Origin of the sequence: Chitinophaga sp. OAE865, assembly GCF_040546735.1 — a bacterium.
In the GTDB taxonomy this organism is placed as follows: Bacteria; Bacteroidota; Bacteroidia; order Chitinophagales; family Chitinophagaceae; genus Chitinophaga; species Chitinophaga polysaccharea_A.
This window is the reverse complement of record NZ_JBEPOF010000001.1, coordinates 3,086,380-3,112,174: the sequence shown is the minus strand read 5'-3', so window position 1 is coordinate 3,112,174 and position 25,795 is coordinate 3,086,380. Positions and strand designations below refer to the sequence as shown.

Below are 25,795 nucleotides of genomic sequence, written 5' to 3'. Positions count from 1 at the left end.
TCATTATATGCCGTTAACTTTTTCCTATCTTCGGAAAAAAAAGGTTATGATAGCATTCTTAGGCATGGGCCTCCTGGGGTCAAATTTCGTAAGGGCGTTGATCAGTAAAGGTGAACAGGTACAGGTATGGAACCGTACCGCTTCAAAAGCCGCAGCCCTGGAGGCATACGGCGCTAAGGTATTCCCTGATGCAGCCGCCGCTGTGAAAGGCGCCAGCCGTATTCATCTTACCTTAAAAGATGATCATACGGTAAATGAAGTATTGGCGGCAGCCGCAGCCGGGCTTACACCCGGTGCAGTGATCATTGATCACACCACCACCTCCGCCGATGGCGCAGTGGCCAGAACAAAAGAGTGGAAAGAGCGTGGTTTTACCTACCTGCACGCTCCTGTGTTCATGGGGCCTGCAAATGCGCTTGACAGCAGTGGTTATATGCTGGTTTCCGGCGATCAGGCAGTGATCAATACCTGGGAGCCCGCCCTCTCAAAAATGACCGGAAAGGTGATCAATTTTGGCGATATCACCGGTAAGGCGGCAGGTATGAAACTCATTGGGAACAGCTTCCTGGTAGGGCTCACCGCTGGACTGGCAGATACCCTGTCGCTTGCCAAAGCGCTGGAGATCCCACTGAGCGATGTAAGCTCCCTGTTCAGCTCATGGAATCCCGGCGGTGCATTACCTGCCCGTTTACAACGTATGACTTCCGGCAGCTATAGCAACCCTTCCTGGGAGCTGAGCATGGCAAGGAAAGACACCCAGCTGTTTATAGATGCAGCGAATAAAAGCAATGTGCCACTCGCCGTATTGCCGGCTATCGCAGCTGAAATGGACCGGTGGATCCAAAAGGGACACGGGAATGAAGACTGGACCGTGATAGGTAAGGACAGCATCTGAATAAAAATTAATGATAAAAAGAAGGGGGCGCACCATAGCTGGTACGCCCCCCTCTTTTTACGATATGTTTATCAGTCCTCCTTCAACACTACCGTATAACCGGCAGGCACATACGTTTCTGCCGTTGGCGATGTGATCACCTGCAGGTTCATACTGCCGGAAGGCGGCGGAGTAAGCTTATAATGGATCTCTGCTTCATTTGCTTCCGTGAAAACAATACGGGTTACTTTAAGCGTATAACCCGAAGTAGGCTGATTTTCTGCCGTGATCACAATACTGTTCACCTTATCATTCACCGGTGTGGAGGCAAAGCTCACCGGCCCTTTGCCGCTGTGTTCTGCCGCAGCGCTTTTATGCGCCTGTATAAATGCGGTTGCATTCTCTACCATTTTTGCAGCTTCCGCCTTGGTAATATAGGATTTTGGACGATAGTTGCCGTTTTCCAGGGCCACTACTTTAAACTTGATCAACGTTTGTACTGCATTCATTCCCCCGCTTACGAATGAGCTTTCGTCTTTGATATTGATGAACATCATATTCACAGGATACTGGCCTGTGGATTGGATAGCTTCGTACAAGGCGATAGCAAATTGCTCCCGTGTAGCGGGTGATGCGGGATCTACATCGCGCAGCGACTCCACCCCATTAAGTGCCGCAATAATCAGGGAAGGCGCATAAGGGGCTTTATCGTTCGCTTTTTTAAAATAGTCAGTGGCTTTGGGAGCTTTAATAAAACGGACATTGTCGATGTTCAAACCAAGTCCTTTTACAATAAGATCAATGCCATTGCCAAAAGAGATCCGTGGTTTCGGCTTTGGAGCCATCATTTCCGTACCGGCTTTACCGGTGCCGTGTACATCTCCGGGATGCAGGGTCAGGAAGAATAACGGTAATGCTACTGCCGTATATAGTTTCATAAAACAGGTGTTTAACATACTGCGAAAGTAGGGATTTGTAACAAGATGACATGAACGGGTGTGACATTATTCCTCAACTGTGTAATAACAGCGCCTAATAAATGATCCGGAAGGTAAGATTGAGCCGGGGTTGCAGGGGCCTGGCAGATTTAGGGATACGGTGCTCCCAGTGATGCTGCAAATCCCCTTTCATAATCAGTAAGGAGCCATTACCCAACCTGAGGGAATACTTCTGCTGATGATCTTTTTTATTCCTGAAGTCAAAGCTCCTCGCCTGCCCCAGGCTCAGGGAAGCGATACTGGGATGTTGTCCCAGCTCCTTTTCATTATCACTGTGCCAGGCCACCGAATCGTTCCCATCGCGATAGTAGTTCAGCAACACACTGTTGAAGTTCATGTGGGTAAAGGCTTCCACCTTCTCCCGTAACGCACTCAGCGCAGGCGTCCAGGGATGCGGATTGATCTGCTTCTCCGACAGGCGGTAACTTCTTTTAGCATCCCCGAACCAGGCTGTGAGCCGTGGCGTAAGCAGTACCTTGTCTTTGATGGTAAGCGTGGTCTGCTTCCAGGGCGCCGTGGCAATCAGCTCATTCATCAATGCCAGCGCGGGGCCCGCCTCCAGGAAATGAGGGTAGTATTCCAGGAGGTTCTCCGGGAAACGCAGGCTTTCGTTGTCATCAAAAAAACTTAACTGCGACATATATACGGCACATAATTTAGTGAGGTTACCTATAGATAAATTTACATCAATTTTATGCCAGAAGGACCTTCGATAGTAATACTGAAAGAAGAAGTGGCCCGCTTTGCCGGGAAAAAGGTGATCAGCGCCTCGGGCAACTCAAAAACAATTGATTTCAGCCGGATAACCGGGAAAAAAGTTACCGGCTTCAAAAGCTGGGGCAAACATTTCCTGATCTGCTTCCCTGGTTTTTCGGTACGCATTCACTTCCTGATGTTTGGCACCTACCGGGTCAATGAGGCCAAAGATATGCCTGCCCGTTTGCATCTGCAGTTCGCCAACGGGGAACTGAACTTTTACACTTCTTCCATAAGGGTCATAGAAGAACCCCTGGATGAGGTGTACGACTGGAGCGCCGATGTGCTGAACGAAAACTGGGATGCTTCAAAAGCAATGGCTAAACTTAAAAAAATCCCGGACACATTGGTTTGCGATGCCCTGTTGAACCAGGATATTTTTGCCGGTGTAGGAAATATTATTAAGAACGAAGTACTGTTCCGCATACGCGTACACCCGCAAAGCCTGGTGGGAAAGCTGCCGCTTAAAAAGCGGAAAGAACTGGTACATGAAGCAGTGCAATACAGCTACGACTTCCTCGAATGGAAGAAAGCATTTGTGCTGAAAAAACACTGGCTCGCACATACGAAAAAGATATGCCCGCGTTGTAACATTCCTCTTATTAAAGCCTACCTCGGAAAAACGAACCGGAGAAGCTTTTTCTGTAATAACTGCCAGATAATTTATACATAGGCTACTTCACGCCATTCAGCCATTGTAATGCCTTATACACTGCGTTATGCAAAATGGTAAGATGCGTTTCCTCCCGTAACGGCTCAAAGTTAACATGCATGCCGGGCTTATCTTTCAGCAGCCCGCCCAGCTGCCGTGCAGGCGCTTCCATTTTTTTTCCCTCCTTTCCTACGGTAACGAATACACTGACATGCACAGCCGGTGAAGCCGCCAATAATTTCCCGGCCTGTTTCAGTAAGGATTCCTGGTCCCACCAAAGGCTGGGACTAACAATCACATAGTTGTTAAACATAGCTGGCTGCTTAAGCACTATTTCGGAAGCCAGCAATCCTCCGAGCGACTGCCCTATAAGTGTACTGGTATCGTTGGTACGGAAATGCCGTTGTACATATGGTTTCAGCTCCCTATCCAGGAAGCGGATGAACTTTTCCGAACCACCTGTAGTAGGAAAATCATCTTTATCTTTTTTCACGGTAGTAGGAAAGGTAAAATCATGCTTCCGGTCTGAGTTGGCAATACCCACCAGGATAGCAGGCGGCTGCTGTTTGATCATGGTGAGGAACTGTATAATACCGGCAATATGGATAAAGTCTTCGTTTGCCGATCCATCCAGCAGGTATATCACCGGGTAACGGGTGTTCGCGGCGGCTGTATACCCATCGGGCAGGTATATATTCAAAGTACGGGTTTCATTCAGTATAGAGGAAAAAAACTGTTGTGTTTCGCCTAAAACAAAAGGAGTGGTTTGTGCCGTGGATGTGTTGATCCCTATCGTTACGGTTAACAGGATTGCCAATAGAAGCCGCATCTTTTTCTTCCAAACATAAGGAAATATATGATACATTTTAAAGAAAGAATGAGTCAATGAAGATAACCACCGGTAGGAAAATAGTAATAAATTGTCAGTTCATTTTGCCTCCTTACAGATCATTTATGAAACATTTTGCGATTGCTTCCGCCATATTGCTGGGGCTCACCTTATATGCTACCGCGCAGAAAAAGAAGAATACGGCTGCGTTGCCGCATTACTATAACAACCGGGCCCCGCTTCATACCAAACCATATACCATGCTGCCTTTGGGCGCCATTACTCCCCAGGGATGGCTGCGTACTGTGCTGGTACAGCAAAAGAACGGCGCCACCGGCCAGCTGGATAAGCTATACCCGCTGGTGATGAACCATCGGAACGGATGGCTGGGTGGCGACGGAGACCAGTGGGAACGCGGTCCTTACTGGATTGATGGATTGCTTCCACTGGCTTACCTGCTGAAAGACGAGGCATTGATCGCGAAAGTAAAGCCATGGGTGGAATGGTCTATTAAAAGCCAGCAACCCGATGGTTATTTCGGTCCGGCTAAAGACTACCCCTACGAAGCGGGCGTACAGCGTAATAACAGCCACGACTGGTGGCCCAAGATGGTAATGCTGAAAGTACTGAAGCAATACTACGATGCCACAGCTGATACCCGGATCATTAAACTGATGACAAATTATTTCCGCTACCAGCTGAAAGAGCTGCCACAAAAACCGCTGGACCACTGGAGCTTCTGGGCAAAGTACCGTGCAGGCGATAACCTGGCGGTAGTGTACTGGTTGTATAATATTACAGGAGATGCGTTCCTGCTGGATCTTGCAGAGCTGATCCACAAACAGACCTTCGACTATACCAATGCATTTATGAACACCAACCTGTTATCAACAACAGGCAGCATACATGGTGTAAACCTGGCGCAGGGAATAAAGGAGCCCATGATCTATTTCCAGCAGCATCCGGATTCCATATACCGTATGGCTACCGCCAGGGGATTCGATGACCTCCGCACATTTAACGGGATGGCAAATGGCCTTTACGGTGGAGATGAAGCCCTGCACGGCAATAATCCCACACAGGGGTCGGAACTGTGTTCGGCGGTAGAAATGATGTTTTCACTGGAAAGTATCCTGGAAATAAGCGGCGATGTGCGGTACGCTGATCAGCTGGAGAAGATCGCCTTCAATGTGTTGCCTTCGCAGATTACGGAAAACTTTATGGCCCGTCAGTATTTCCAGCAGTCCAATCAGGTAATGGCTACACGGCATATCCGTAACTTTGATGTGAACCACAGCGGTACAGATCTTTGCTACGGGTTGCTGTCCGGCTATCCATGCTGCACCGCCAATATGCACCAGGGGTGGCCTAAATTTGCGCAAAACCTCTGGTATGCTACAGCAGATAGTGGCATAGCCGCGCTGCTATATGCCCCCAGTGAAGTGAAAATATATGTAGCAGGGCAAATCCCCGTTACTGTAAAAGAAGTCACCAATTATCCTTTTGAAGAAGCCGTTACCTTTAGTATCAGCGCTTCCCAAAAAGTGAGTTTCCCTTTTCACCTGCGCATCCCGGCCTGGTGTAAGCAGGCTACCATAAAGATCAATGGAAAGGTATGGCAGCAGGCGGCTGGTAACCAGGTAGTGAAAGTGGAAAGAACCTGGCAGCAGGGTGATGTGGTGGAGCTGGCGTTGCCGATGCACATCTACCAGGAACACTGGTTTGAAAATTCTTTATCAGTAGAACGCGGTCCGGTAACCTATGTACTGAAAATAGGTGAAGAAGTGACTACTGTAAAGAATGATAAAGACCCTATGGATTATGGCGACAGTTACCAGGAGGTACGCCCTGCTACCCCATGGAACTATGCCTTGATAGCCACTCCGGATGATAAACTGGCAGCACGCTTCCACGTGGAAAAAAGCGGCCATAAGAGCGCCTGGCCGTGGAACCTGGAATATGTCCCCATCTCCCTGAAAACTACAGCAAAAAGGATCCCTTCCTGGAAATTATACAATGAAATGGCTGGTCCTATTCCATATAGTATAACCTATGGCATGGAAACCGGTGAAGAGGAAGAGATCACATTGGTGCCTTTTGGCTGTACCAGATTGCGCATTTCCCAGTTCCCGGTAGTGAATGCAGTAACAGTGCCCGGAATGGCGGAGAATTAATATGGCACTGGCTTAGGGCATGCCTGGCACATATATAAAAGGTGGACTTGATGCGGATATCGCCTGTGGTTATTTTGGGCTTCCCTGGTAACCGCAGGCGTCACAAACTGTTGTAATACCTATTGCTGTGAACCGCTTTAACTGCATGGCGAGGCGCTGCAGCTACTTTTTAAAATTATTTATTTTTCTGCTGCAGCTTGACGGGCAATCCTGTTTTAAGGTTCAGCTCCACTTCCTGTTTGGTTTCTGCTAAAACAAACAGGCTACGGATCTTATAGATATTATCCAGTTTGGATAGTTTGGTAAGATTAAACAGTTCATATGCTTCCATGTCTGCCACCAGTATTTTAAGCAGGTAATCGAACTGCCCGTTCATTTTATAACATTCCATTACTTCAGGGAATGTATTGATCTTTTGTTCAAACGCCGGAAGCCGGTCCTGCCCATGCTCTTTAAGGGTTACGCTGGTCCATGCCACAAGATTTTTGCCCAGCTTGTTCTTATTGAGCACGGCGATATAGCGTAAAATATACCCCTCTGCCTCCAAACGTTTCACTCGTTCAAATATAGAAGTAACTGACTTACCTAACCTGGCAGCAATCTCTTTATTGGTGGTCCTGGCGTCTTCCTGCAATATGTCCATTATACACATATCAATCTGGTCAGGTATGAAATTCATGGGTGATTTTTTTTCAAAAATAGCGATACTGCTACTGATTTAATGAAAAAAAGTCGGCAATGCTCCATTTTTTTAGTTTTGTTTTCGCTTTTATCTGTGTTGCCGTTATTCCATTGCAGCATCATCTAACTTGCTGCTATAGAAATCTAACCACGTTTGGAAGACGACCAACAGTCCTCCACATTATTATTCATTAAACTCATTTTTACATGAGAGAGAGTATTGTACTGCCGCTTCATGCGGTAGGCATGGATGCTATTGCCTTAGTGGGCGGTAAATCCGCTTCATTAGGCGAGATGATCGCTAATTTGTCGGAAGCAGGCGTAGCTGTTCCTTCAGGGTTTGCCATTACAACCAGGGCATACTATGATTTTATGAAGCAAAGCGGCCTCGAACAATTTATTGCAGAACAGGTAGCTACGGTAAACTTTAATGACATCATCACCCTGCGCAGGGCGGGTCAGAAAATAAGACAGGCTATCAGCAGCACCCGGTTCCCGCATGAACTAAGCGAAGAGATCATTGCCGCGTATCATGCTTTATCGCAGCAATACGGGCAGGAACAAACCGATGTGGCAGTACGGTCATCTGCTACCGCGGAAGACCTTCCCGACGCCTCTTTTGCAGGTCAGCAGGAAACCTTCCTCAATGTAAGAGGACCTGCCGCCCTGATTGATGCCGTGAGAAACTGTTTCGCTTCACTGTTTACCGACCGCGCTATCAGTTACCGTCAGAATTTCGGATACGACCATTTTAGTATAGGCTTGTCAGTATGTGTACAGAAAATGGTGCGCGCCGATCTTGGCGCTTCGGGAGTGGCCTTTTCGCTCGATACCGAATCGGGCTTTAAAGAAGTGGTGGTGATCAACGGCTCTTTTGGCCTGGGAGAAATGGTAGTGCAGGGCGCAGTATCGCCTGACGAATTCATGGTATTTAAACCGTGTATGCAGCAGGGTTATACTCCCATCATCGAAAAGAAACTGGGAGTAAAAGATAAAAAAATGGTGTACGGGGAAAGTAGTGATGAAAGAACAAAGATCATCCCGGTAGAAAAAAAGCAACAGCAGCATTTTTGTTTGAACGATGCGCAGATCATGCAGCTGGCCACCTGGGTGCGATGCATAGAAAGTTATTATTCAGAAAAGAAAGGCCGCTGGTGCCCCATGGATGTGGAGTGGGCGGTAGACGGGCTTACCAACGACCTGTTCATTGTACAGGCAAGGCCGGAAACCATTCATTCCCGTAAAGATCATAACAAGGTAACTACCTATGCCATTGAACATAACGGCACCCTGCCACGGCAGCTGCTCAAAGGAATTGCTGTAGGCGATAAAATAGCGGCAGGCAAAGTGAACATCCTTTTTTCCCTTGATAACCGGCTCATTACCGGCAGCGAATTCAAACCAGGCGATGTACTGGTAACCGACATGACGGACCCGGACTGGGAGCCGATCATGAAAATGGCCTCCGCTATTGTGACCAATAAAGGCGGGCGTACCTGTCATGCTGCTATAGTAGCCCGCGAAATGGGCATCCCTGCTATTGTTGGCTGCGGCGATGCTACAGAAAAATTAAACGACGGGCAAAGCATCACTGTTAGCTGCGCCGAAGGCAGCGATGGTATTGTATATGAAGGGATACTCCCGTTCCGGGAAGACCAGCTGGACCTGAGCACGCTGCCTTCCATCCGTACGCCGCTGATGCTGAATGTAGGCTCTCCGGCAATGGCCTTCCAGTTTACGCACCTGCCCAATAAAGGCGTGGGACTTGCCCGTGAAGAGTTTATCATCAACAATTATATCAAGGCGCACCCGCTGGCATTATTGCATCACAAGGAACTGAACGATCCGGAATTGTCCGCAAAAATTGCGCAGCTTATCCAGGGGCATGCCAGTGAAACGGATTATTTTGTAGACAAGCTTGCTTATGGCGTAGGAAAAATTGCTGCGGCTTTTTACCCGGAAAAAGTAATTGTACGCTTCTCCGATTTCAAGAGTAACGAGTACTTCAATTTACTTGGTGGTAAACACTTTGAGCCTACGGAAGAAAACCCGATGATAGGCTGGAGAGGCGCTTCCCGTTATTATTCCCCTCAATACAAACCAGCCTTTGAACTGGAATGTAAAGCGCTGGTGAAAGTAAGGGAAACGATGGGACTGAAAAATGTAGTGGTAATGATCCCTTTCTGCCGCACCGTGGAAGAGCTGCAACTGGTACTGGCAACCATGGAAGAATTCGGATTGCGCCGCGGGCAGCAGGGGCTGGAAGTATACCTGATGGCGGAACTGCCTTCCAATATTATGATGGCCGAAGAGTTTTCTGCATACATAGACGGATTCTCGATAGGATCCAATGATCTGACACAGCTCACACTTGGTCTCGACAGGGATTCTTCCCTGGTGGCCAATCTTTATAACGAGCGTAATCCTGCGGTGCTGCGGCTGATTGCACACCTGATTAAAGTGGCGAAACAACAAAAAGTAAAAGTGGGAATTTGCGGGCAGGGCCCGTCCGATTTTCCTGATTTCACAAAATTCCTTGTGGAGCAGGGCATAGACAGTATTTCAGTTACACCAGATGCAATCATAAAAACGGTGATGGCGATTCATGAGGCGGAAGATTAGAAAAGCAGCAACCCCTGGAACTGCGCGTAATACAAGGTTTCAGGGGTTCTTTTTCTCCAGCCCTGCTTATTTCCTTACCACACTGCTATAAATAACTTTGCCATTCCGGATGGTATATGCCACGTCGGAAAAGTGGCGACTATCTGTATGCGGGTCGGCCTTCAGCAGCACAATATCCGCATCCATTCCCCGGGCGATAGTACCGCTGTGCTGTGCCACTCCAAACCTTTTGGCGGGAGCTGTTGTCAGGGAAGCAAGGATCTGATCAAAGCTCATTCCTGCTTCTGCCATGAGCCTGAATTCGTCGGACGTATCATAATCGGTTACATACCCCACATCTGTGCCGAATAGAATTTCACCACCTGCACCCGCATATGCGCCCAGTTGCTGCACGGCAGTTGTCATTAACGGGTTCGTTAGGGGTAGTTGCTTTCTTTCCAGTTCCCATTTGTAAAGTTTCAGTGTGGGAATAAGCGCCACTTTGTGCAACAACAGCTGGTCCGTTTCGTTCTTTGTCCAGCTATGATAACCATCCGGCGCTACATGCGCAAGGATATCCACTCCACCGGCAAGCGCAATATGCATCCCTGTATCAGCAGTAGGATGCGCAAACACCTGCTTATGAAATTTATGCGCAGTGCTGGTGGCAGCCTTTATGATGTTCATAGGCATTGGCACAATGCCGTGTCCATCCGGTGATGCCGACATGATCTTAATTCCATCTGCACCGGCCCTGATCTGCCTGGTAACATGCGCTACCGCCTCATCCGGCGTGTTCATTTCCGGCAGGGAAAGCGGCCGGATATAGAAGGGGTTGCCATGAGGAGGCACAAAGGGAGCACCTACTGTAAGCATCGCGGGACCGTTTACTTCGCCAGACATTACCCTGGCACGAAGCGCCAGCAGGTTAGGGTAGTTCAGCGCAGCCAGGTCAAATACATGCGTAAAACCACGGCTGTTGATCATGCTGTCCATTTGCCTGCTGAGCACAGCCGCCGGCTGTTTATCCGCATGATCCCATTTGGGCTCAATAAAATGCACATGACAATTCCAGAAACCAGCCATCATCACCAGTCCTTTACAATCTATTACTTTCATTTGTGCAGGCACCTTTACCTGTTTATCATTGCCTACTGCTGTAATTTTACCGTTCCTGATAATCACCACTCCTGATATAACAGGTAAAGTTTGAGGAGCAGTATAGATGGTAGCCCCTACCAGTGCAAGCTCCTGCTGTGCGGGAAGTTGTGCATAGACACTACCCGAAAGAAGCGTAAGTAAATAAAGCAAGTATGTTTTCATCAGATAATTATTAGCTTTTTTCTGCGATTTTAATTATTCTGTTTTGCCCACCGGTTACAAATGTTATAAAAGTATTCAAATATGTTGCAGAAAGTATGGATCGCTTTATTAAAAAAGGGCGCTCTCACGCCGGAACGCCTGGTTGGGCACTGTAGGGGAACAGCATTACAGGTAAATACGTAATGCTGGTAAACATAGTTATTAATACAGGAAATATTATTGGTGTGCTTTGCTGTTTTTAATAATGCAATCATCTTGGTACCTGTAGTACCATTGTATTATCAATACACGCAGCCCTGAAAAAAACATTATTCTTTATAAAAATTCAAACGATAGAAAATACCTGCCTGGAAACCGATCCACAGTTTATTACTACGGCCCGCATCGGGAGAGAAATTATTGCTGATGGTATAAGGCGGTTTAAAATACTTTATGTTGGCCAGTGCCTCGTTTTCTTCCTTGTTCAACGGAGCTGGTTCGTTGTTCCTGTAATAGGTTGTTTGCAGGCTGTTCAATGCAGCGCCAACCTGTAACCCCCACTGATTACCGATTTGCTTTTCTGTTACCAGCGATAATTTATGTAGCTGCGCCTTCACCGTTATAGGGATGTAGCCCAGGGAATCGTAGCCGGCAGCTTCTATGCGGCCCGTGGTGACTTGTACGTGCAAACGCCAGCTGCCTGGTAAGCGCATGGATGTACCTGCACCATACCGTAACATAGAAAAAGAGAAGTTAGTGCTCCAGGAACCAATTACATAAAGGAATGGCAGTCCTGCCTGGATAGTGGGATTTACATAAAAAGATTCGTCGGCCACCATACCTGCGGCGGCATATGGCTTAAACGAAAATATGGGTTCTTCATTTTCTGTGCCACCGGCAACAGGTGTATGCCCGCCTGCTGGCCGCAGGTGCTCCACTAAAGTTGCTGCGAAAGATCTGCGGGGCGACCGGTAGATGTTTACAATAGTGTCTTTAACATTCCCGGTAGCGTGGAGTGGAATACGAAACCCGGCCGGTTTTACATTAGAGGAATCTGCTGTTGCTTCAAACAATCCTGAATACATCGTATCCTGTTTCATGGCAACTGACATTGGTAAAAAAGTTACCGGTAAGGAGGCCGCCTGCCTGGCCGGCAGCATGGAAAGCTGCCTGTTAAAAAAATGGACGGGCTGTATTACCTTAGATGGTTTAACCGCAGCAGGCGTTCTTTTAGCAGCAAGAGGCGCCGGGTTATCTACAAAAATAATATGGCTTTCCAACGCGCGGTAACCCATACCGGTAGATTCACGAAGATCTCCGAGCAGCCGTGATAAGGGCTGCCGGCCTTTCTTTATATGCACCACGGTGGTGCCGGGGAATTTCCGGGTGTTCACCGAAAACCGGATACCTGCCTGTTTGCTCACCAGATGCAATAATTCATCCAGCTGCATATCCGCAGCTGGAATGTTCACTTCTTTCCGGAGATTTACCTTCGCCGTTTGCGCGGAAACCATGGTAGTGATGAAGGTGAGCCACACCATTATAGAAAACTTCGATAGCAGACTAGTTACATCCTGCCCCGCTGATATATACCCGGTCATTCTCAAATCTGCATTGTACATTCAACGTAATTGAAATCACTTCAAAAACGTATTGTATTGGTTTATTCTCAAAAGCGCTGCTCATAGTGCAGTTCCCGAGGCGTTCATTTTCAAGTATCACTTTAATGCCGTATGCCCTTTCCAGTTGTGCCGTAATCTCTTTCAAGGAAGCATCTTCAAAATTAAAGATCCTCGTGGCGTATCCCGTTTCATTAGGGTTAACATTGTTACCCATACTGAACCGCTGCGTACTGGTATCATAGCTGAGCTGTTGCCCTGTCTTTACCGTAATAGCGGTATCTCTCTTACTCACCTTTACTGCGCCAGTGCTAACCGCTACATTAATAACACCGGCCAGCTGACGTACATTAAAGGCAGTGCCCAGTACTTCAATACGGAGATCTCCCACGGATACTATAAACGGTTTTAACGGATCAGAAGTTACATTAAACCAGGCTTCGCCCGTTAATTGTATTTGCCGGGTTTCTCCCGGCGGGTATTTTATGGAAGAATGACTGTTCAATACCACCAGTGAGTGATCGGGCAGGGTATCGCGGTAAATGCCGGTAGTGGTTTGCCGGATAACCACAGGGAACCCCATATGCCCGGGCTGCGATGGCTGCAGCACAAAATAGAGCACAGCGGCTCCCAACAGCAGCAGCAATGCAGCCGCAATGCGCCAGGGAGTTACCCGGGGCCGTTGCCTTGTTGCCTGTTCTTTGATCTCCCGGAGCAGCGCCCCTTTATCAGGCAGCTGGTAACGCGGAGCACCGGCTGCATTGTCCCACACCGCGGCGGCTTCATCGTATAACCTGCGGTGATCCGGGTGCTGCCTGACCCAGTCATCAACCGCCATGGCTTCTTCCGGGGAAGCTTCCCCCGAAAAGTATTTGCCTAGTAACCCGTATGACAGCTCCCCGTTGCTCATTATGGTTGTAATAAAAGTAAAATAAATACTGCGGTCATTGTATCGAAGAGGTTTTCCCGGAGGATCTTTAAAGCCTTTCCCACCTGGGCTTCTACGGTTTTTACAGACAATCCCATTTCCCCGGCAATTTCTACATACTTCTTTCCTTCAAACCTGCTTTTGGTGAAGATCAGCTTACATTGCGGCGGCAGGCCTTCAATGCCTTCCATGATCCGGCGGTAAGCTTCCTTGTCAATAAGCGCATCCCGGAATTCACCTGCAGTATGATTATTGGTTGTTATATACTGCTCTTTTATTTTCTCATGTCTCTTTACATTCAGGCAATAGTGGTAGATAGCGGTAGATAGCGGTATATAAATAGGATTTCACCGACTGCTGCTCATCTATGGCAGTCCTTTTCTCCCAGAGCTTCAGGAAAACCGCCTGCACAGCATCCTTCGCATCATCATTATCTTTCAGTATGGTGAAGGCATAGCGGTGCAAACCTTCAAAATACGTATGAAAGTAAGCTGCTATCTGCCCGTACAGGTCATTTTCCTTACCGATATTTTCGTCCAATACCAAACCGGTTACCGTGATTGTAGTGATAGTTCAGGAATAATACACTTCATCATTCAAATACCCTTACTTCTTCCAAAAATAATTTTTTAATGATTCTCCATAAGGGTAAAAAGACATTGATGTGTATTAATCCAAATATCTGTACCATGACGAAAACCATCAGCAAAAGAAATCTTGCATACCTGGTAGCCGGTGTAGCCATCATTCTTCTTAATACTATTTCATGTAAAAAAGAAAACAACCGCAACGAGCCCGGTCCAGGTCCGGGTGAGCACCCGGTTCCCAATAACCCCTCTGCTCCTAACCTCCCCGGAACGCTCTACGACTACGTAGGCACCCGTAATAACATGCCTCCCTATATGCAGGCATTTATGAACGCCAACCCAACACTGGACAATACCCCCGCAGGTAATCCCATTACCAATGCAGGGGCCACACTGGGCAGGGTGCTGTTCTACGATAAGTCATTATCACTGAACAATACGAAATCCTGCGGTTCCTGTCACCACCAGGACAAAGCCTTCACTGATGGTGTAGCCCGGTCCGAAGGGTTTGAAGGAAAAGTTACCCGCAGGAACAGCATGCCGGTAGTGAATCTCCGCTTCTTCCGGCTGGCTACCATGTTCTGGGATATGCGGGCCAAAGATCTTGAAACGCAAACCCTGATGCCCATCCAGGACCACATAGAAATGGGAATGCCCTCCCTGGCCGCCCTGGAAACAAAGCTGGCAGGCATCAGTTATTATCCTCCCCTGTTTAAAGCCGCTTTTGGCAGCGAGGCAGTTACCTCCGATAAAATAGCCAGGGCACTATCCCAGTTCCTGCGGAGCATTGTTTCCTTCAACTCCAGGTACGACCAGGGAGTAGCCACCCAGTTCAGCAACTTCACCCCTGCTGAGAAAAACGGGCTGCGGTTGCTGCAGGTGGATTTCTGTACTGAATGCCACAGCGACCTGTCCACTTCCCAGCCGGGACAAACTTCTTCCTTCCTTATTGTGGACAACACCGGGCTGAATACGGGGATTGGCTCCAACAACGGGCTGGAAAGCAATTATACCGATAAGGGCATTGGTGAAATTACCAATAAACCTGCCGATCAGGGGACATTTAAAATCCCCAGCCTGCGGAATGTAGCGCTCACTGCTCCGTATATGCATGACGGCCGCTTTGCCACCCTCGAGGATGCTATAGAACATTACTCCACCGGTATCAAACAAAATCCCAATATCGGGATACAATTTTCCGGAATGCAAAACGAGGGATTACTGTTTTCTGCAAAAGACAAGAGCGATATCATCGCGTTCCTTAAAACACTTACGGACCAATCGCTGGTAACAGATCCGAAATATGCGGACCCGTTTAAGTAAAAAACTGGACTACCGGTTTTGTTGAAGATGGACTACGGGCAGCATCTGATTAAAGGATAAATTTGTATTCTCATCAAAAAACAGCAGATGAAATTCAGTATCCAGTCTATACTAGAAAACGAACAGGTAATTCTTTATCCGTTGCAGGAAGAAGATTTTGAGGCACTGTATGCCGTAGCATCGGACCCCAGAATATGGGAGCAGCATCCTAACCGGGACCGCTGGAAAAAAGATGTTTTCCGTACTTTTTTTGACGGGGCTATACAAAGCAAAGGCGCATTTAAGATCGTAGATAAACAAACGGGGGAAATCGTGGGCAGCACCCGTATGTATGACTACAACGAAACGGAAAACAGTATCCTCATCGGCTATACGTTTTATGCCACACAATATTGGGGAAAGGGCATCAACAAAGCAGTAAAAACAATGATGCTCGATTATCTTTTCCAGTTTGTTTCAAAAGTATATTTTCATATAGGCGCCAGCAATATCCGTTCTCAGATAGCTATTGGCCGTATAGGTGCAGAGAAAACCGGAGAACAGGAAGTGACTTATTTTGGAGAAAAGCCGAAACTGAATTTCGTGTATGCGATTGATAAGGAGAAATGGAGCCTGATCCGGCAATAATAATAAGCCAGGTGGTAATGGGAAGGGCCGGGCAAATACCCGGCCCTGTCGCTATTTGCGGAAATAATGTGCATTCAGCAGCAACATCGCCAGCAACATCAGCACTACGCCTGCCCACTGCAAACCGTTCACCGGTTCCTGTAAAATAAAATGCGAGCATACCACCGCCACCGGTAACTCAGCAGTCATAATCACCGCACTGATACCCGCACCTACCCTGGGAATCCCTTTTGCAAACAGCAAAGGCGGAATTATAGTACCAAAAAGCGAAAGGAACAGCGCCCATTTCAGCAGGCCCGTGTTAAAGTGAGTGCTGGTCACCAGTTGCGGCGCATTCACAAGAAAAATACATAACGTGGACCCCATGATGGTCACCGCGCTTTTTTTCCCTGCATCCAGCGATTTACCCACACGGCTGTTGGCAATAATATACACCGCATATAAGAAGGCGGAGGCGCCTGCATATAGCAAACCTTTTACAGATAACCCTGCGAGGCCATTGCCTGCCAGCCCGCTGCCCATCCAGGTACCTGCCAGGATCATGGCAGTGGTGACAAGCTGCAGTAAAGATGGTATCTTCTTAAAAAATAAAGCTTCCATCAGCAGGCCTATCCAGGTGAACTGCATCAGGATCACGATAGCCACCGATGCCGGTATATAAGCCACCGATACATAATAAACAAAGCTGGTAAGACCAATACACCCGCCCGTAATCAGCAGCCAGGCCCAATCTGCGCGCTTCACAGGATGGCGTTGCCGCCTGGTGATAATATACAGCAGCCATAAAACAACCATGCCTGTAAAAGCTTGCGTAACGGATATTTCCGCGGCAGTATAGCCTTCGCGGTAGGCCAGTTTTACAAAAGTAGAGAGGATACCGAAGCTGCATGCGCCGGCAAAAACCATTAATATATACCTGGTCATTATTTTCGTTTGTGTAAAAAATAAAGGGAGAATATGGGGTACACGAAAATAACCAGGCCGGTAAAACAGACTCAGTGTATGTATATAACAAACCGATTCCTGTAACAGGAATAGCTAAAAGCCGAAGTAACGCCGGTTATTTTGCGTGCAAAACAACAACAGCGGGCGGAGGTGTGCTTAAATAAATATGGTGCATTTGTACCTGATTGTGGCTGGCAAGGTAGAAATTTTTTTTATATCTCCCTAAAAAAATAAGCAGCGCCGGCGGCCGGGCCACCGCCGGTTTCAACTGCGCTGCTGTAATAAAGAATCTTTCCTAACGGTTACACCCGTACGATAACTTTACCTACCGTTCTGCCGGTTTCTATCTGTAGATGCGCCTGCTGTATTTCCTCTAAGGGAAAAGTTTTGGAAACGATGGACCTGAGACGGCCCTGTTCCAGTAAGGCAGCGATGCTGCCCATTTCCGCGCCATTGGAAGCCACCAGGATGAAGAAGCCATTGATGCCTTTGGCTTCCGCCTTCGCGGTAACGGCTTCCCGCAAACCGGAAGGAATACTGATAATGGTAGCTCCGGGTTTCATTACTTCGAGCGACTGGTCAATCACATCGCCCCCGATAGTGTCCAGCACAAAATCCACATCTGATACATGCTGTACCAGCGGCTGGGTATGATAATCGATATGTTCATCGGCGCCAAGGCCAAGAATGACGTCCCGGTTGGCAGCAGAAGAAGTGCCTATTACATATGCGCCAAGATTTTTAGCCAGCTGCACCGCATAGTGCCCCACACCACCTGCCGCAGCATGGATCAGCACCCTGTGACCAGGTTTGATGCTGGCATGATCTACCAGCGCCTGCCAGGCAGTAAGGGCCGCCAGGGTGGCTGCCGCTGCCTCCTCATGGGAAATGTTGGCCGGCTTCAGCGCCAGGTGCGCCGCAGGCGCGGCCACATATTCCGCATAAGCGCGGCCATGACCAGGAAAATTGACCATCCCGAACACTTCATCGTTTTCTTTGAACAACGGCGAGTTGGAAGCTACTACCACACCTGAAATATCCCATCCCAGGATCAGCGGGTTTTCTTCCTTCAGTATATTGTACCTGCCTTTACCGGCACGGGTTTTAACATCCACCGGGTTGATGCTGATGGCTTTTATCTTTACCAGCACCTCTGCTTCCGCCGGTTCCGGCACCGGCAGTTCTGTTAACACCAGATTATCCACGCTTCCTGCGTCCTTTAAAACAACTGCTTTCATGTTCCGTTATTTATAGACACAAATTTATGTGGTAGTATCTTTATTTACCTGTACATTATTTCTATAATTCTGTACATTTAGCGGATTTCGCCACGGAGTTTGTCTGACTCCGACAAGCTTCGCTAAGATCTTCACACAGCAGCGGTTTGTACCTTCCTTTTCGCAGTTGGCGCCGTCTTCTTTTTCCTGCCTTTGCCCCACCAGATGATAAACCCTGTAATGGGTAATGTAGCCCCGATCAGGCTGGCGAAAAATGCCATGAACTTGCCAGGCAAACCAAGAACACTGCCAACATGGATATCGTAGTTCATGCGCCGGAGCTTTGATCCGAAATCAGCTTCCGCAAAGTCCTGGTCATACAGTTTGTTACCAGTGAGCGGCTGCAATGTGTGCTGATCAAATGTATACCGCCTAAGGTTATAATATTGTCCTTTTGCAGGATAAACGATCACCAGGATAGATGAGGTGGCTTTCGCAGTATCCGGGAAGGCCATATAAAAGCCTGCCGATTCAGGATGCTTGCCAATGGCTGTTTTCCAGGCGATATCCATTTTCTGGCCCAGGTTATCGTAATGTTTTCTACCCGCCTGCAGGGAATCAGACTTCAGCTCCGCGAATTCCGGCAGTGTTTTTCCGCCGGAGGTAGCCCAGTACAAACCTTTACTCCACCATTCCAGTCCATATACCATACCGGTAACGGCTATAGCAAAAAGTACCAGCAATGCATAAAAGCCCAGCACATTGTGCAGGTCGTAGTTAACACGCCTGAAGCTGGCCCCCCATTTTATTTTAAAGCTCTGGTTACGGGTGCTTTTGGTCCACTTCTTTGGCCACCACAATACCATCCCGCTAATGAGCGTAATCACAAAGATCAGGGTGCTGTAGTTAACGATAGGCCGGCCAATCTTAAACGGCAGCCACAGGAAGCGGTGCCCGTTGAGTATCCATCTGAAAAAACCAACTTCTCCTTCTTTACGGTTCACTTTATTGATCACCGCACCGGTGTAAGGATCCAGCTTCAGTGTAGACCCTCCCCTCCTGCCGCCGATACTGGCTTCCACCGCCCTTCCTTCTTTGTACAGCACATATCCCACGGATTTGCCCGGGTATTCCCTGGTGGCTACCTCCATGATCTTTGAGGGAGCGATGAGCGGTTGCGCCTTTACCGCAATATTTGACTCCGGTTCCGTCCAGCCGGTAATTTCGTCGTTAAACACGTAGATGCACCCCGTCACGCAAACGATCACCACAACAATACCGGAGGCAATACCCAGCCACAGGTGCAGCCAGGCAGAGATGCGATAGAACAGCGACCGGGAACCGGGTTTCTTCCCCGTCGCTTTCTTTGAATTTACATTCATATTTCCCTGTATAAAAATGATATCAATATTCTACCTTGGTGATAGCAGTAATCTTTCCGCCTTCCACTGTAAGTCCCAATGAAGCCTTAGCTGTTGCTATGTCAATTTTATACATCCAGCTTCCAGTAGCGGTATTCAGGCCTATAAAACCTGTTTTACCATCTTCAGAAAGCGTGTTATTATTATATGCAGCGGAGGTGGATGTAATCTCCGGCTGACCGCCTGTTATCCAGGTAAAGGTTTTTGTGTTTACATTAGCCAGTGCCATTTTCAGAAGGCAAAAACAGCAAGGGATAATAGGATGCTGGTCAGCAAAAGTTTTCTGATATACATTTTTAAAACAGCTTTATTGAAACTATGTACAGGCAAAGGCATCCGTATTACACTGGCATCCCGGCGGAATAGGCTTTGTGTCCTTATTTTCTTTCCGTTTGTATGCGCGTAAAAAAGCGAATCCCGTAGCATGGTTACCGGGTATTCAGCATACAGAGTACTATAGGTATCCGATCTGTTGCAAAAGTAAGTCTATATTATTCAAAGGGTTTTCGATATCGGGAATTTTTCAGCAGGTTAAATTTTCCGCATTGCGTGGATTTTGTCTGACGCGGATTTTGTCTGACTCAGGATTATGATGATTATGATGATTTGTTTGATTTGATCACTTTTGATTTTTTTGATTTCATTTACTTTTATTTTGGTTTTGTTTTTTTGATTTTGATTTTGATTTGTTCATTGTTTTTGTTCTTTGTTTTTTGTTTTTTGGGAGATGTTATTTGGGAGGTGCTATTTGTTGGGTGATGCGCTCAGTGCGGTCTGCAGCTGATCTGCAACAGAAGAGGTATAAGCGGGCATGGCGATTATCTCCCGGTTTTTATTGAGAAGGATATAGGTAGGATAACCAGTGATCTGTAATTTATCAAGATAGCCGCCGGTACGGCCGTTGTATAGCATGAGTACTCCCGGCACCTCTGCGCGTTTACCGGGGAATGCTTTCATTTTTTCCAGGTTATCGTCAACGGAAATAGCTACAATGGTTAGCTGTCCTTTACATTTACTGATCCAGTCAGGAAATTGTTTCATCCCTTCTATGCAACCCCAGCACCAGGTGGCCCAAAAATCAATAAGTATCAATTCTGATGTTATATCTGCAAGTGTTATAGTTTCATTCTTTTCATTTTTTAATGGCAGCATGGGAAATTTATTTCCAATACGGGCCCGGGTATTTTCCGCAATAACATGAAACAACATATCCCTGGCAGGCCCACTGGCAAGATGATCTGGCATAGCGGCACGGATACGGCGCGATAACTCATCTCTCTTTTCCGGTTCACGGTTTATACGGTAAGCCTGTTCACAACCGGCTACCCATGCCAGCTCTTTCAGCTGCGGAGACGTAAAGTAAGCTGCTTCGTGCGTTACCCTGTCCGGTAGATCAGCCCCGTTTCCTTTATACCGCCGATGTGCAAGCAGGATCATTCTAATCTGCATATAATTGCTAAGCACCTGCATGTAAAATGGATTTTTTACCGCTACAGATGGCGAATTGAAATAAACATTCTCAAATTGATCCATCAAACCGGTAGTATCCGGCAGTTGATGTATGAACAGGAGATAGTATATAGCTGCGTCATAGCGCAATAGCAGGTAGGCGGCACCCGAGGTATCTGCGGTATATTTTGATACAATATTGCGGAAGCGGCTAAAAACAGTATCCACCGGCAGCGTTAACCGGAAAAGACCGCTGGTATCGGCAAACAGCGGATACCAGTTTTGTGCGAGGTCCTGTTCCATATTATGCAGCAGCCGGTTAACAGGTGCACCGGCATTGTCAGTTATGGTAAATATACCGGCACTGTCACAAATGGTATAGGCTCCGCCGGGCAGTACAAAAAAGGAGAACGACCTGTTCGCAACCATGAGCTTCAGCAGGGGGCCACAGGAATCCGTTATTGTTGCCCGGAAACTGCCTGCGCCATTTGTATGTACCTGCATAATTTCTACCGGCGCATTACTGATATAATCGGCGAAACCATACAGGGTAACAAAACTGTGCGGATTTTCCTTCAGCTGACCATCGATAACAATAGCGCCTTTCCCCGCCAGGGGTATAATAAACAACCAGATCAGCAGCCGCAGTGAACGGAAATTCATGTACGCTATAATTTAAATATGAAAGTAGTGTTTATAACTGGTAAAAAAATGTGCGTTAATTGTTCACATCTTCACACGGTAAGTTTAAACTTCTCCTGAGATAAGTATGTTGTTTACAAAGAATTTACACTTGATAATCTGCATTCTTCTACCTTGAATGCGTCAGGAAACAAAACCTGCAATCCTTTTAACACGAAAAACCTGGACTTTATGAAAAACAATTTTACCCCAACCAGGATGAACGGCAGTGATGCGGAGGCAGATGATACAAAGGAACGGATGAAAAAGATTGTCAATTCAATGGCCAAAAGTGCCAGCCTGCTGGCATTTGCATTGGGCTGCCTGTTATATTATATGACAGGCCACAAGATCATTTTATTCCCTGCCCTGCTGGAAAGTGCCCTCTTCCTTTCTATCCTGCTGATCACAAAATATAGCAAGCCGGTATACGGGAAACGGTTCATGTTCTTTTTACACAGCATATCCATCTGGTTCTTTGGGATACTGCTGGGACCAGCTTCCCAGGTCTACCTGTTTGCGCCATTCCTCGCTTTCTGCGTGTTCCTGGTATTTGAAAAAACCTGGTCGCAGGTATTGATACTTGCCGCCAGCCTGGTTGCCATGATACTTATTGTCATCAATTACCGCTACCCCGTAATGGCATCACTTTCGCTTAATAAGGAGACCGAACTATATTTACACTGGCTGGTGATCGCATCAGCTACTTTCCTGAACGGGGCAGCACTGTACTATTATGCAAAAGAAAGCAGGTATCAGAACAGGCAGTTGAAAAAGCTGGTACACCAGCTCGACAAAACCAACCAGGCAATGCGTATTTATGTGCGTGAAACTACACATGAGATCAGGTCGCCCCTCAATGTGGTGAACAGTATCCTCCAAAATTATATTGAAACGGCGGACCATGGGAAGAAAACCGTCCAGGTAGGCATTGCGCACATGGAAGCAATTCATTTTGCCTGCCAGGATATGCAGCTGGTGGTAAGCAATGCACTGGGCTGGTCAAAAATTGAAGCCGGCAAAGATGAGATCGTAAAATCACCATTCCATTTCAGCGATTGGGTGCTGCATTTATGCGACACCTACGAGTATCTCGCCAAAAGAAGATCCGTACATATAAATATCGTCTTGCATGATAACCTGCCTGAGTATATCCTGGCAGACAAATCCAAGCTGCGCACCATCATCGTTAATCTCCTCAGCAACGCCATTAAGTTCACGGCCTTCCGCTCCATCATTACAGTGAAGGCCGGTATGAAAAATGGCCTGCTGGTGGTTTCCGTTATGGACCAGGGTATGGGTATTCCTGCGGACCGGAAGGAACATATATTTGATCCCTATGTTACAGAACCGGGGCAACATACTGAATCAAGCGGGCTTGGGCTGCCTATTGCCCGGCATATGGCCCGTATGATGGGCGGCGACCTTACAGCCACCGATAACCCGGATGGAGGCAGTATCTTCACTCTCCGGATGCCGGTGGAAATTACCGCGGCCCCACCTTCTGCCCATCATATCCTGGACTTCTCTTTATTAAAAGGACTAAAAGTATTGGTGGTAGACGATGATCCGCTCAACCATCTTGCATTTTCACTGGCGCTCAAACGCATGGGCATAGAAGCAATACTGGCCGACTCCGGTCCCCAGGGACTTACCAAAGCCCGGCTACACCAGCCGGATGCAATACTGATGGATATGATTATGCCATATACCAGCGGCGTGGAAATGCTGTCACAGTTCCGGGCCGACCGGAACCTGCGGCATATCCCGTTCATCCTGGTATCCGGTAACAGTTACTGCGAAGTGAAAGAAGAAGTGACCGCTTCGGGTGCAGATGGTTTTTTAAGCAAGCCGGTAAATATTGAACAACTGTACACCATATTAAAAGAGCTGGTGATAATGTCAGATGTTAATCCACAGGTTTCAACCGCCAGGTAGCCCCGATCCGGCCCACCTGCCGCATTTCTTGCAGCTGCTCTGCTGTGCTGCCAGGTGTGGCATCCCCATGAGCGGTTTCCATATCCGTTAATTTACAGATAAGGATACGTATTAAACGCTTTGGTTACCTGCTAAAAAACGGGCATAAAAATCCGGTACCGGGCTGTTACGGATGCCTTCAATTGTTTCCTCCACCGGGTAAGCTATTTTGCGGATAACCGGTGTAATATTATTACCCGTAACCGTAAGTTGCAGGTAAGCCGCCAGCCGGTCTTCCTCTTTCGACCTGCCCACAGACCCGGTATTGATCACCATTTTTCCTGCCGCTTTCAGCGGGCGTATATAAGAGAGATGGGTATGCCCGGTTATCATAATATCTGCATGATGTTCGCCCATCATTTCCAGCAGGTCATTTTCATCATGATCCTCGTAAACGTATTCATCGTTACTGCGGGTGCTGCCATGTACCAGCAATATTTTTGCACCACCTGCCTCCAGCTGCAGGTAAGGCGGCAGCGCAGCCAGGAAAGCCGCATGCTGCGGCGCAATGGTTTCCTTTGTATGATTAATTGCCAGCAGCCTGGCTTCCCGTTCCTCCCTGCTGTGCTTAGGGAGCGGATGCACCGGGTGATCAAAGGCAATGCGTTCATCATGATTCCCCATAATTACCGGGATATTCCTTTTCCTGATCAGGTCAATTACTTCATTGTGCCAGGGCGCCGCATCTGTAAGATCGCCCAGGCAATATACCTGGTGGGCCCCGAACTGTTCTATATCTTCCAATACCGATACCAGCGCAGGCAGATTTGCGTGGATATCGCTGATGATGGCCAGCTTCAACATTTCATTAGTCATTTTGATACCTGCAACGTTACTATTTAATTCAGGCGCTGCTTCACAGGCATTGCCATTATCCTTTAAAAATACCACGATTCTATGGAATAGTGCCATTATTTACCTGCCATAAACACCGCAAGAACCGGGTTTTCTGTGCCGGCTCCCGCAGTTACTTTTATATCTCCATAAAATATTACCAGATGAATGATATTAAGAAACGGCTGCTACAGCACAACTGGCAACAGGCAGCAGCAAGCCTCAACGATCATGGCTATACGTTGCTGAAAGGGATGCTCACTAAAGAGGAATGTGATACGCTGATCAGCGCTTACCAGGCAGATGATACCTATCGGAAAACAATAGTAATGGAACGTTACCGCTTCGGGAAAGGGGAATATAAATACTTCCGGTATCCGCTGCCGGAGCTGATTACAGTTATCCGTGAAACAGTATACCCCTTCATTGCACCGGTAGCCAACAAATGGATGGAAGTATTGAATATAACACAGCGGTACCCGGATACACATGCCGCGTTAAAGGAATATTGCCACGCCAACGGGCAAACGAAACCTACTATCCTTATTCTCAAATACGGGAAAGACGGTTTTAATACACTGCACCAGGATCTTTACGGCGATATTTATTTCCCCATGCAACTGGTGGTATTCCTGAATCAGCCGGGTGAAGATTACAACGGCGGTGAGTTTGTATTAACCGAACAAATTCCGCGAGCGCAGTCAAAGGCCAATGTGCTGCAACCCCAACGGGGCGATATGCTGATATTCACTACCAACTTCCGGCCGGTAAAAGGCAGCAGGGGATATTACCGGGTAAACATGAAGCATGGCGTAAGCCCGGTGCACAACGGGAACCGGCATACGCTGGGTATTATTTTCCATGATGCCCTGAGTTGAGTATTACTCTCCCCAGGCGGTAAGCAACAGGTTCCGCGGGCCGCCGTGGTTGCGGTGCTCACAAAGGTAAACTCCCTGCCAGGTGCCCACTGCAAGCCTGCCGTTGCGGATGGGGATCATCACGGAGCTTCCCAGCAGGGCGGCTTTCAGGTGCGCCGGCATATCATCGGGGCCTTCGTCATCATGGAGGTATTCCGGGTCATTTTCCGGGACCGTTTTATTGAAATACATTTCAAAATCCTTCCGCACAGTGGGATCTGCATTTTCATTCAGTGCAAGCGATGCAGAGGTATGCTGGATAAATACCTGCAGCATACCGGTCTTTATTTCCGAGAGTTGCGGAAAAGCCTGGATGATCTCTGTGGTGATTATATGAAATCCTCTTCTTCTTTGTTGCAGTTGTAATGCCTGCTGGAATATTTTCATGCCATGCAAGTTAAAC

General features: G+C 47.6%; 24 protein-coding genes. 8 read left to right on the top strand and 16 right to left on the bottom strand.

Annotated features, from left to right (window positions below; genetic code table 11):
• The first annotated feature begins 46 nt into the window (after positions 1-46).
• The gene (locus ABIE50_RS12690) at positions 47-895 is read left to right on the top strand and encodes an NAD(P)-dependent oxidoreductase (RefSeq protein ID WP_209861064.1); all 849 of its coding nucleotides are present in this window, start codon (positions 47-49) and stop codon (positions 893-895) included.
• Positions 896-966: 71 nt separating this feature from the next.
• Here the strand turns inward: ABIE50_RS12690 and ABIE50_RS12685 are convergent, their stop codons facing one another.
• Together ABIE50_RS12685 and ABIE50_RS12680 are read right to left on the bottom strand one after the other, a co-directional pair.
• On the bottom strand, positions 967-1,812 hold the full coding sequence (locus ABIE50_RS12685; protein ID WP_209861066.1) for a protease complex subunit PrcB family protein: 846 nt from the start codon (positions 1,810-1,812) through the stop codon (positions 967-969).
• Positions 1,813-1,906: 94 nt separating this feature from the next.
• Entirely contained in the window at positions 1,907-2,512 is a 606-nt protein-coding gene (locus tag ABIE50_RS12680; RefSeq protein ID WP_209861068.1) for an alpha-ketoglutarate-dependent dioxygenase AlkB family protein, read from the bottom strand.
• Positions 2,513-2,566: 54 nt separating this feature from the next.
• On the opposite strand from ABIE50_RS12680, the gene ABIE50_RS12675 reads away from it, so the two are divergent.
• Positions 2,567-3,301 (top strand): DNA-formamidopyrimidine glycosylase family protein, encoded by a 735-nt coding sequence (locus ABIE50_RS12675; RefSeq protein ID WP_209861070.1) that lies wholly within the window; start codon positions 2,567-2,569, stop codon positions 3,299-3,301.
• A 1-nt stretch (position 3,302) separates the two neighbouring features.
• Here ABIE50_RS12675 and ABIE50_RS12670 read toward each other — a convergent pair whose 3' ends face one another.
• Positions 3,303-4,097, bottom strand: a complete 795-nt coding sequence (locus ABIE50_RS12670; RefSeq protein ID WP_209861072.1) for an alpha/beta hydrolase — start codon at positions 4,095-4,097, stop codon at positions 3,303-3,305.
• Positions 4,098-4,234: 137 nt separating this feature from the next.
• On the opposite strand from ABIE50_RS12670, the gene ABIE50_RS12665 reads away from it, so the two are divergent.
• The gene (locus ABIE50_RS12665) at positions 4,235-6,283 is read left to right on the top strand and encodes a beta-L-arabinofuranosidase domain-containing protein (RefSeq protein WP_209861074.1); all 2,049 of its coding nucleotides are present in this window, start codon (positions 4,235-4,237) and stop codon (positions 6,281-6,283) included.
• A 175-nt stretch (positions 6,284-6,458) separates the two neighbouring features.
• On the opposite strand, the gene ABIE50_RS12660 is transcribed toward ABIE50_RS12665, so the two are convergent.
• A complete protein-coding gene (locus tag ABIE50_RS12660; RefSeq protein ID WP_142682874.1) occupies positions 6,459-6,962 on the bottom strand; it encodes an Lrp/AsnC family transcriptional regulator in 504 nt (167 codons plus the stop codon).
• Positions 6,963-7,171: 209 nt separating this feature from the next.
• Between ABIE50_RS12660 and ppsA the strand changes: the two genes are divergently transcribed.
• Positions 7,172-9,586: a phosphoenolpyruvate synthase gene (gene ppsA / locus ABIE50_RS12655; RefSeq protein WP_209861076.1), complete on the top strand. Its 2,415-nt coding sequence runs from the start codon at positions 7,172-7,174 to the stop codon at positions 9,584-9,586.
• Positions 9,587-9,652: 66 nt separating this feature from the next.
• Here the strand turns inward: ppsA and ABIE50_RS12650 are convergent, their stop codons facing one another.
• The 5 genes from ABIE50_RS12650 to ABIE50_RS12630 form a co-directional block, all read right to left on the bottom strand.
• Complete coding sequence (locus ABIE50_RS12650) at positions 9,653-10,888, bottom strand: amidohydrolase family protein (RefSeq protein WP_209861078.1); 1,236 nt, start codon at positions 10,886-10,888, stop codon at positions 9,653-9,655.
• A 308-nt stretch (positions 10,889-11,196) separates the two neighbouring features.
• Positions 11,197-12,489 (bottom strand): hypothetical protein, encoded by a 1,293-nt coding sequence (locus ABIE50_RS12645; RefSeq protein ID WP_209861080.1) that lies wholly within the window; start codon positions 12,487-12,489, stop codon positions 11,197-11,199.
• Positions 12,431-13,396 carry a FecR family protein gene (locus ABIE50_RS12640; protein WP_209861082.1) on the bottom strand — a complete coding sequence of 322 codons (966 nt, stop codon included), beginning with the start codon at positions 13,394-13,396 and terminating at the stop codon, positions 12,431-12,433. Before ABIE50_RS12640 ends, ABIE50_RS12645 begins: the two co-directional genes overlap by 59 nt.
• Positions 13,396-13,605, bottom strand: coding sequence for a sigma factor-like helix-turn-helix DNA-binding protein (locus tag ABIE50_RS12635; protein ID WP_209861084.1), 210 nt, complete (start codon positions 13,603-13,605; stop codon positions 13,396-13,398). Before ABIE50_RS12635 ends, ABIE50_RS12640 begins: the two co-directional genes overlap by 1 nt.
• A gap of 91 nt (positions 13,606-13,696) precedes the next feature.
• A complete protein-coding gene (locus tag ABIE50_RS12630; RefSeq protein WP_209861086.1) occupies positions 13,697-13,954 on the bottom strand; it encodes a sigma factor in 258 nt (85 codons plus the stop codon).
• 149 nt (positions 13,955-14,103) lie between these two features.
• On the opposite strand from ABIE50_RS12630, the gene ABIE50_RS12625 reads away from it, so the two are divergent.
• A complete protein-coding gene (locus tag ABIE50_RS12625) occupies positions 14,104-15,324 on the top strand; it encodes a cytochrome-c peroxidase (RefSeq protein WP_209861088.1) in 1,221 nt (406 codons plus the stop codon).
• A gap of 87 nt (positions 15,325-15,411) precedes the next feature.
• Positions 15,412-15,951: a GNAT family N-acetyltransferase gene (locus tag ABIE50_RS12620; RefSeq protein WP_209861091.1), complete on the top strand. Its 540-nt coding sequence runs from the start codon at positions 15,412-15,414 to the stop codon at positions 15,949-15,951.
• Between the two features lie 51 nt (positions 15,952-16,002).
• Here ABIE50_RS12620 and ABIE50_RS12615 read toward each other — a convergent pair whose 3' ends face one another.
• The 5 genes from ABIE50_RS12615 to ABIE50_RS12595 form a co-directional block, all read right to left on the bottom strand.
• Positions 16,003-16,875: an EamA family transporter gene (locus ABIE50_RS12615; protein WP_209861093.1), complete on the bottom strand. Its 873-nt coding sequence runs from the start codon at positions 16,873-16,875 to the stop codon at positions 16,003-16,005.
• 323 nt (positions 16,876-17,198) lie between these two features.
• Positions 17,199-18,134: an NADP-dependent oxidoreductase gene (locus ABIE50_RS12610; protein WP_209861095.1), complete on the bottom strand. Its 936-nt coding sequence runs from the start codon at positions 18,132-18,134 to the stop codon at positions 17,199-17,201.
• Positions 18,135-18,265: 131 nt separating this feature from the next.
• A complete protein-coding gene (locus ABIE50_RS12605; RefSeq protein WP_209861097.1) occupies positions 18,266-19,495 on the bottom strand; it encodes a PepSY-associated TM helix domain-containing protein in 1,230 nt (409 codons plus the stop codon).
• A 22-nt stretch (positions 19,496-19,517) separates the two neighbouring features.
• On the bottom strand, positions 19,518-19,763 hold the full coding sequence (locus ABIE50_RS12600; protein WP_209861098.1) for a DUF4374 domain-containing protein: 246 nt from the start codon (positions 19,761-19,763) through the stop codon (positions 19,518-19,520).
• Positions 19,764-20,278: 515 nt separating this feature from the next.
• Positions 20,279-21,646 (bottom strand): TlpA family protein disulfide reductase, encoded by a 1,368-nt coding sequence (locus ABIE50_RS12595; RefSeq protein WP_209861100.1) that lies wholly within the window; start codon positions 21,644-21,646, stop codon positions 20,279-20,281.
• A gap of 210 nt (positions 21,647-21,856) precedes the next feature.
• Between ABIE50_RS12595 and ABIE50_RS12590 the strand changes: the two genes are divergently transcribed.
• Positions 21,857-23,602, top strand: coding sequence for an ATP-binding response regulator (locus tag ABIE50_RS12590; protein ID WP_209861102.1), 1,746 nt, complete (start codon positions 21,857-21,859; stop codon positions 23,600-23,602).
• A gap of 111 nt (positions 23,603-23,713) precedes the next feature.
• Here the strand turns inward: ABIE50_RS12590 and ABIE50_RS12585 are convergent, their stop codons facing one another.
• A complete protein-coding gene (locus ABIE50_RS12585) occupies positions 23,714-24,553 on the bottom strand; it encodes a metallophosphoesterase family protein (protein ID WP_209861104.1) in 840 nt (279 codons plus the stop codon).
• A gap of 86 nt (positions 24,554-24,639) precedes the next feature.
• Between ABIE50_RS12585 and ABIE50_RS12580 the strand changes: the two genes are divergently transcribed.
• Positions 24,640-25,353, top strand: coding sequence for a 2OG-Fe(II) oxygenase (locus ABIE50_RS12580; RefSeq protein ID WP_209861107.1), 714 nt, complete (start codon positions 24,640-24,642; stop codon positions 25,351-25,353).
• A gap of 3 nt (positions 25,354-25,356) precedes the next feature.
• On the opposite strand, the gene ABIE50_RS12575 is transcribed toward ABIE50_RS12580, so the two are convergent.
• On the bottom strand, positions 25,357-25,779 hold the full coding sequence (locus tag ABIE50_RS12575; RefSeq protein WP_142682890.1) for a secondary thiamine-phosphate synthase enzyme YjbQ: 423 nt from the start codon (positions 25,777-25,779) through the stop codon (positions 25,357-25,359).
• Positions 25,780-25,795: the final 16 nt, after the last annotated feature.

Excerpts from the sequence above, each read along its gene's own strand:
- ABIE50_RS12625 (WP_209861088.1), top strand. The coding sequence starts at position 14,104 with ATGACGAAAACCATCAGCAAAAGAAATCTTGCATACCTGGTAGCCGGT.
- ABIE50_RS12580 (WP_209861107.1), top strand. The coding sequence starts at position 24,640 with ATGAATGATATTAAGAAACGGCTGCTACAGCACAACTGGCAACAGGCA.
- ABIE50_RS12665 (WP_209861074.1), top strand. The coding sequence starts at position 4,235 with ATGAAACATTTTGCGATTGCTTCCGCCATATTGCTGGGGCTCACCTTA.
- ABIE50_RS12650 (WP_209861078.1), bottom strand. The coding sequence starts at position 10,888 with ATGAAAACATACTTGCTTTATTTACTTACGCTTCTTTCGGGTAGTGTC.
- ABIE50_RS12605 (WP_209861097.1), bottom strand. The coding sequence starts at position 19,495 with ATGAATGTAAATTCAAAGAAAGCGACGGGGAAGAAACCCGGTTCCCGG.
- ABIE50_RS12680 (WP_209861068.1), bottom strand. The coding sequence starts at position 2,512 with ATGTCGCAGTTAAGTTTTTTTGATGACAACGAAAGCCTGCGTTTCCCG.
- ABIE50_RS12675 (WP_209861070.1), top strand. The coding sequence starts at position 2,567 with ATGCCAGAAGGACCTTCGATAGTAATACTGAAAGAAGAAGTGGCCCGC.
- ABIE50_RS12640 (WP_209861082.1), bottom strand. The coding sequence starts at position 13,396 with ATGAGCAACGGGGAGCTGTCATACGGGTTACTAGGCAAATACTTTTCG.
- ABIE50_RS12660 (WP_142682874.1), bottom strand. The coding sequence starts at position 6,962 with ATGAATTTCATACCTGACCAGATTGATATGTGTATAATGGACATATTG.
- ABIE50_RS12575 (WP_142682890.1), bottom strand. The coding sequence starts at position 25,779 with ATGAAAATATTCCAGCAGGCATTACAACTGCAACAAAGAAGAAGAGGA.
- ABIE50_RS12595 (WP_209861100.1), bottom strand. The coding sequence starts at position 21,646 with ATGAATTTCCGTTCACTGCGGCTGCTGATCTGGTTGTTTATTATACCC.
- ppsA (WP_209861076.1), top strand. The coding sequence starts at position 7,172 with ATGAGAGAGAGTATTGTACTGCCGCTTCATGCGGTAGGCATGGATGCT.
- ABIE50_RS12590 (WP_209861102.1), top strand. The coding sequence starts at position 21,857 with ATGAAAAACAATTTTACCCCAACCAGGATGAACGGCAGTGATGCGGAG.
- ABIE50_RS12645 (WP_209861080.1), bottom strand. The coding sequence starts at position 12,489 with ATGTACAATGCAGATTTGAGAATGACCGGGTATATATCAGCGGGGCAG.
- ABIE50_RS12635 (WP_209861084.1), bottom strand. The coding sequence starts at position 13,605 with ATGGAAGGCATTGAAGGCCTGCCGCCGCAATGTAAGCTGATCTTCACC.
- ABIE50_RS12600 (WP_209861098.1), bottom strand. The coding sequence starts at position 19,763 with ATGGCACTGGCTAATGTAAACACAAAAACCTTTACCTGGATAACAGGC.
- ABIE50_RS12690 (WP_209861064.1), top strand. The coding sequence starts at position 47 with ATGATAGCATTCTTAGGCATGGGCCTCCTGGGGTCAAATTTCGTAAGG.
- ABIE50_RS12620 (WP_209861091.1), top strand. The coding sequence starts at position 15,412 with ATGAAATTCAGTATCCAGTCTATACTAGAAAACGAACAGGTAATTCTT.
- ABIE50_RS12585 (WP_209861104.1), bottom strand. The coding sequence starts at position 24,553 with ATGGCACTATTCCATAGAATCGTGGTATTTTTAAAGGATAATGGCAAT.
- ABIE50_RS12685 (WP_209861066.1), bottom strand. The coding sequence starts at position 1,812 with ATGAAACTATATACGGCAGTAGCATTACCGTTATTCTTCCTGACCCTG.
- ABIE50_RS12615 (WP_209861093.1), bottom strand. The coding sequence starts at position 16,875 with ATGACCAGGTATATATTAATGGTTTTTGCCGGCGCATGCAGCTTCGGT.
- ABIE50_RS12610 (WP_209861095.1), bottom strand. The coding sequence starts at position 18,134 with ATGAAAGCAGTTGTTTTAAAGGACGCAGGAAGCGTGGATAATCTGGTG.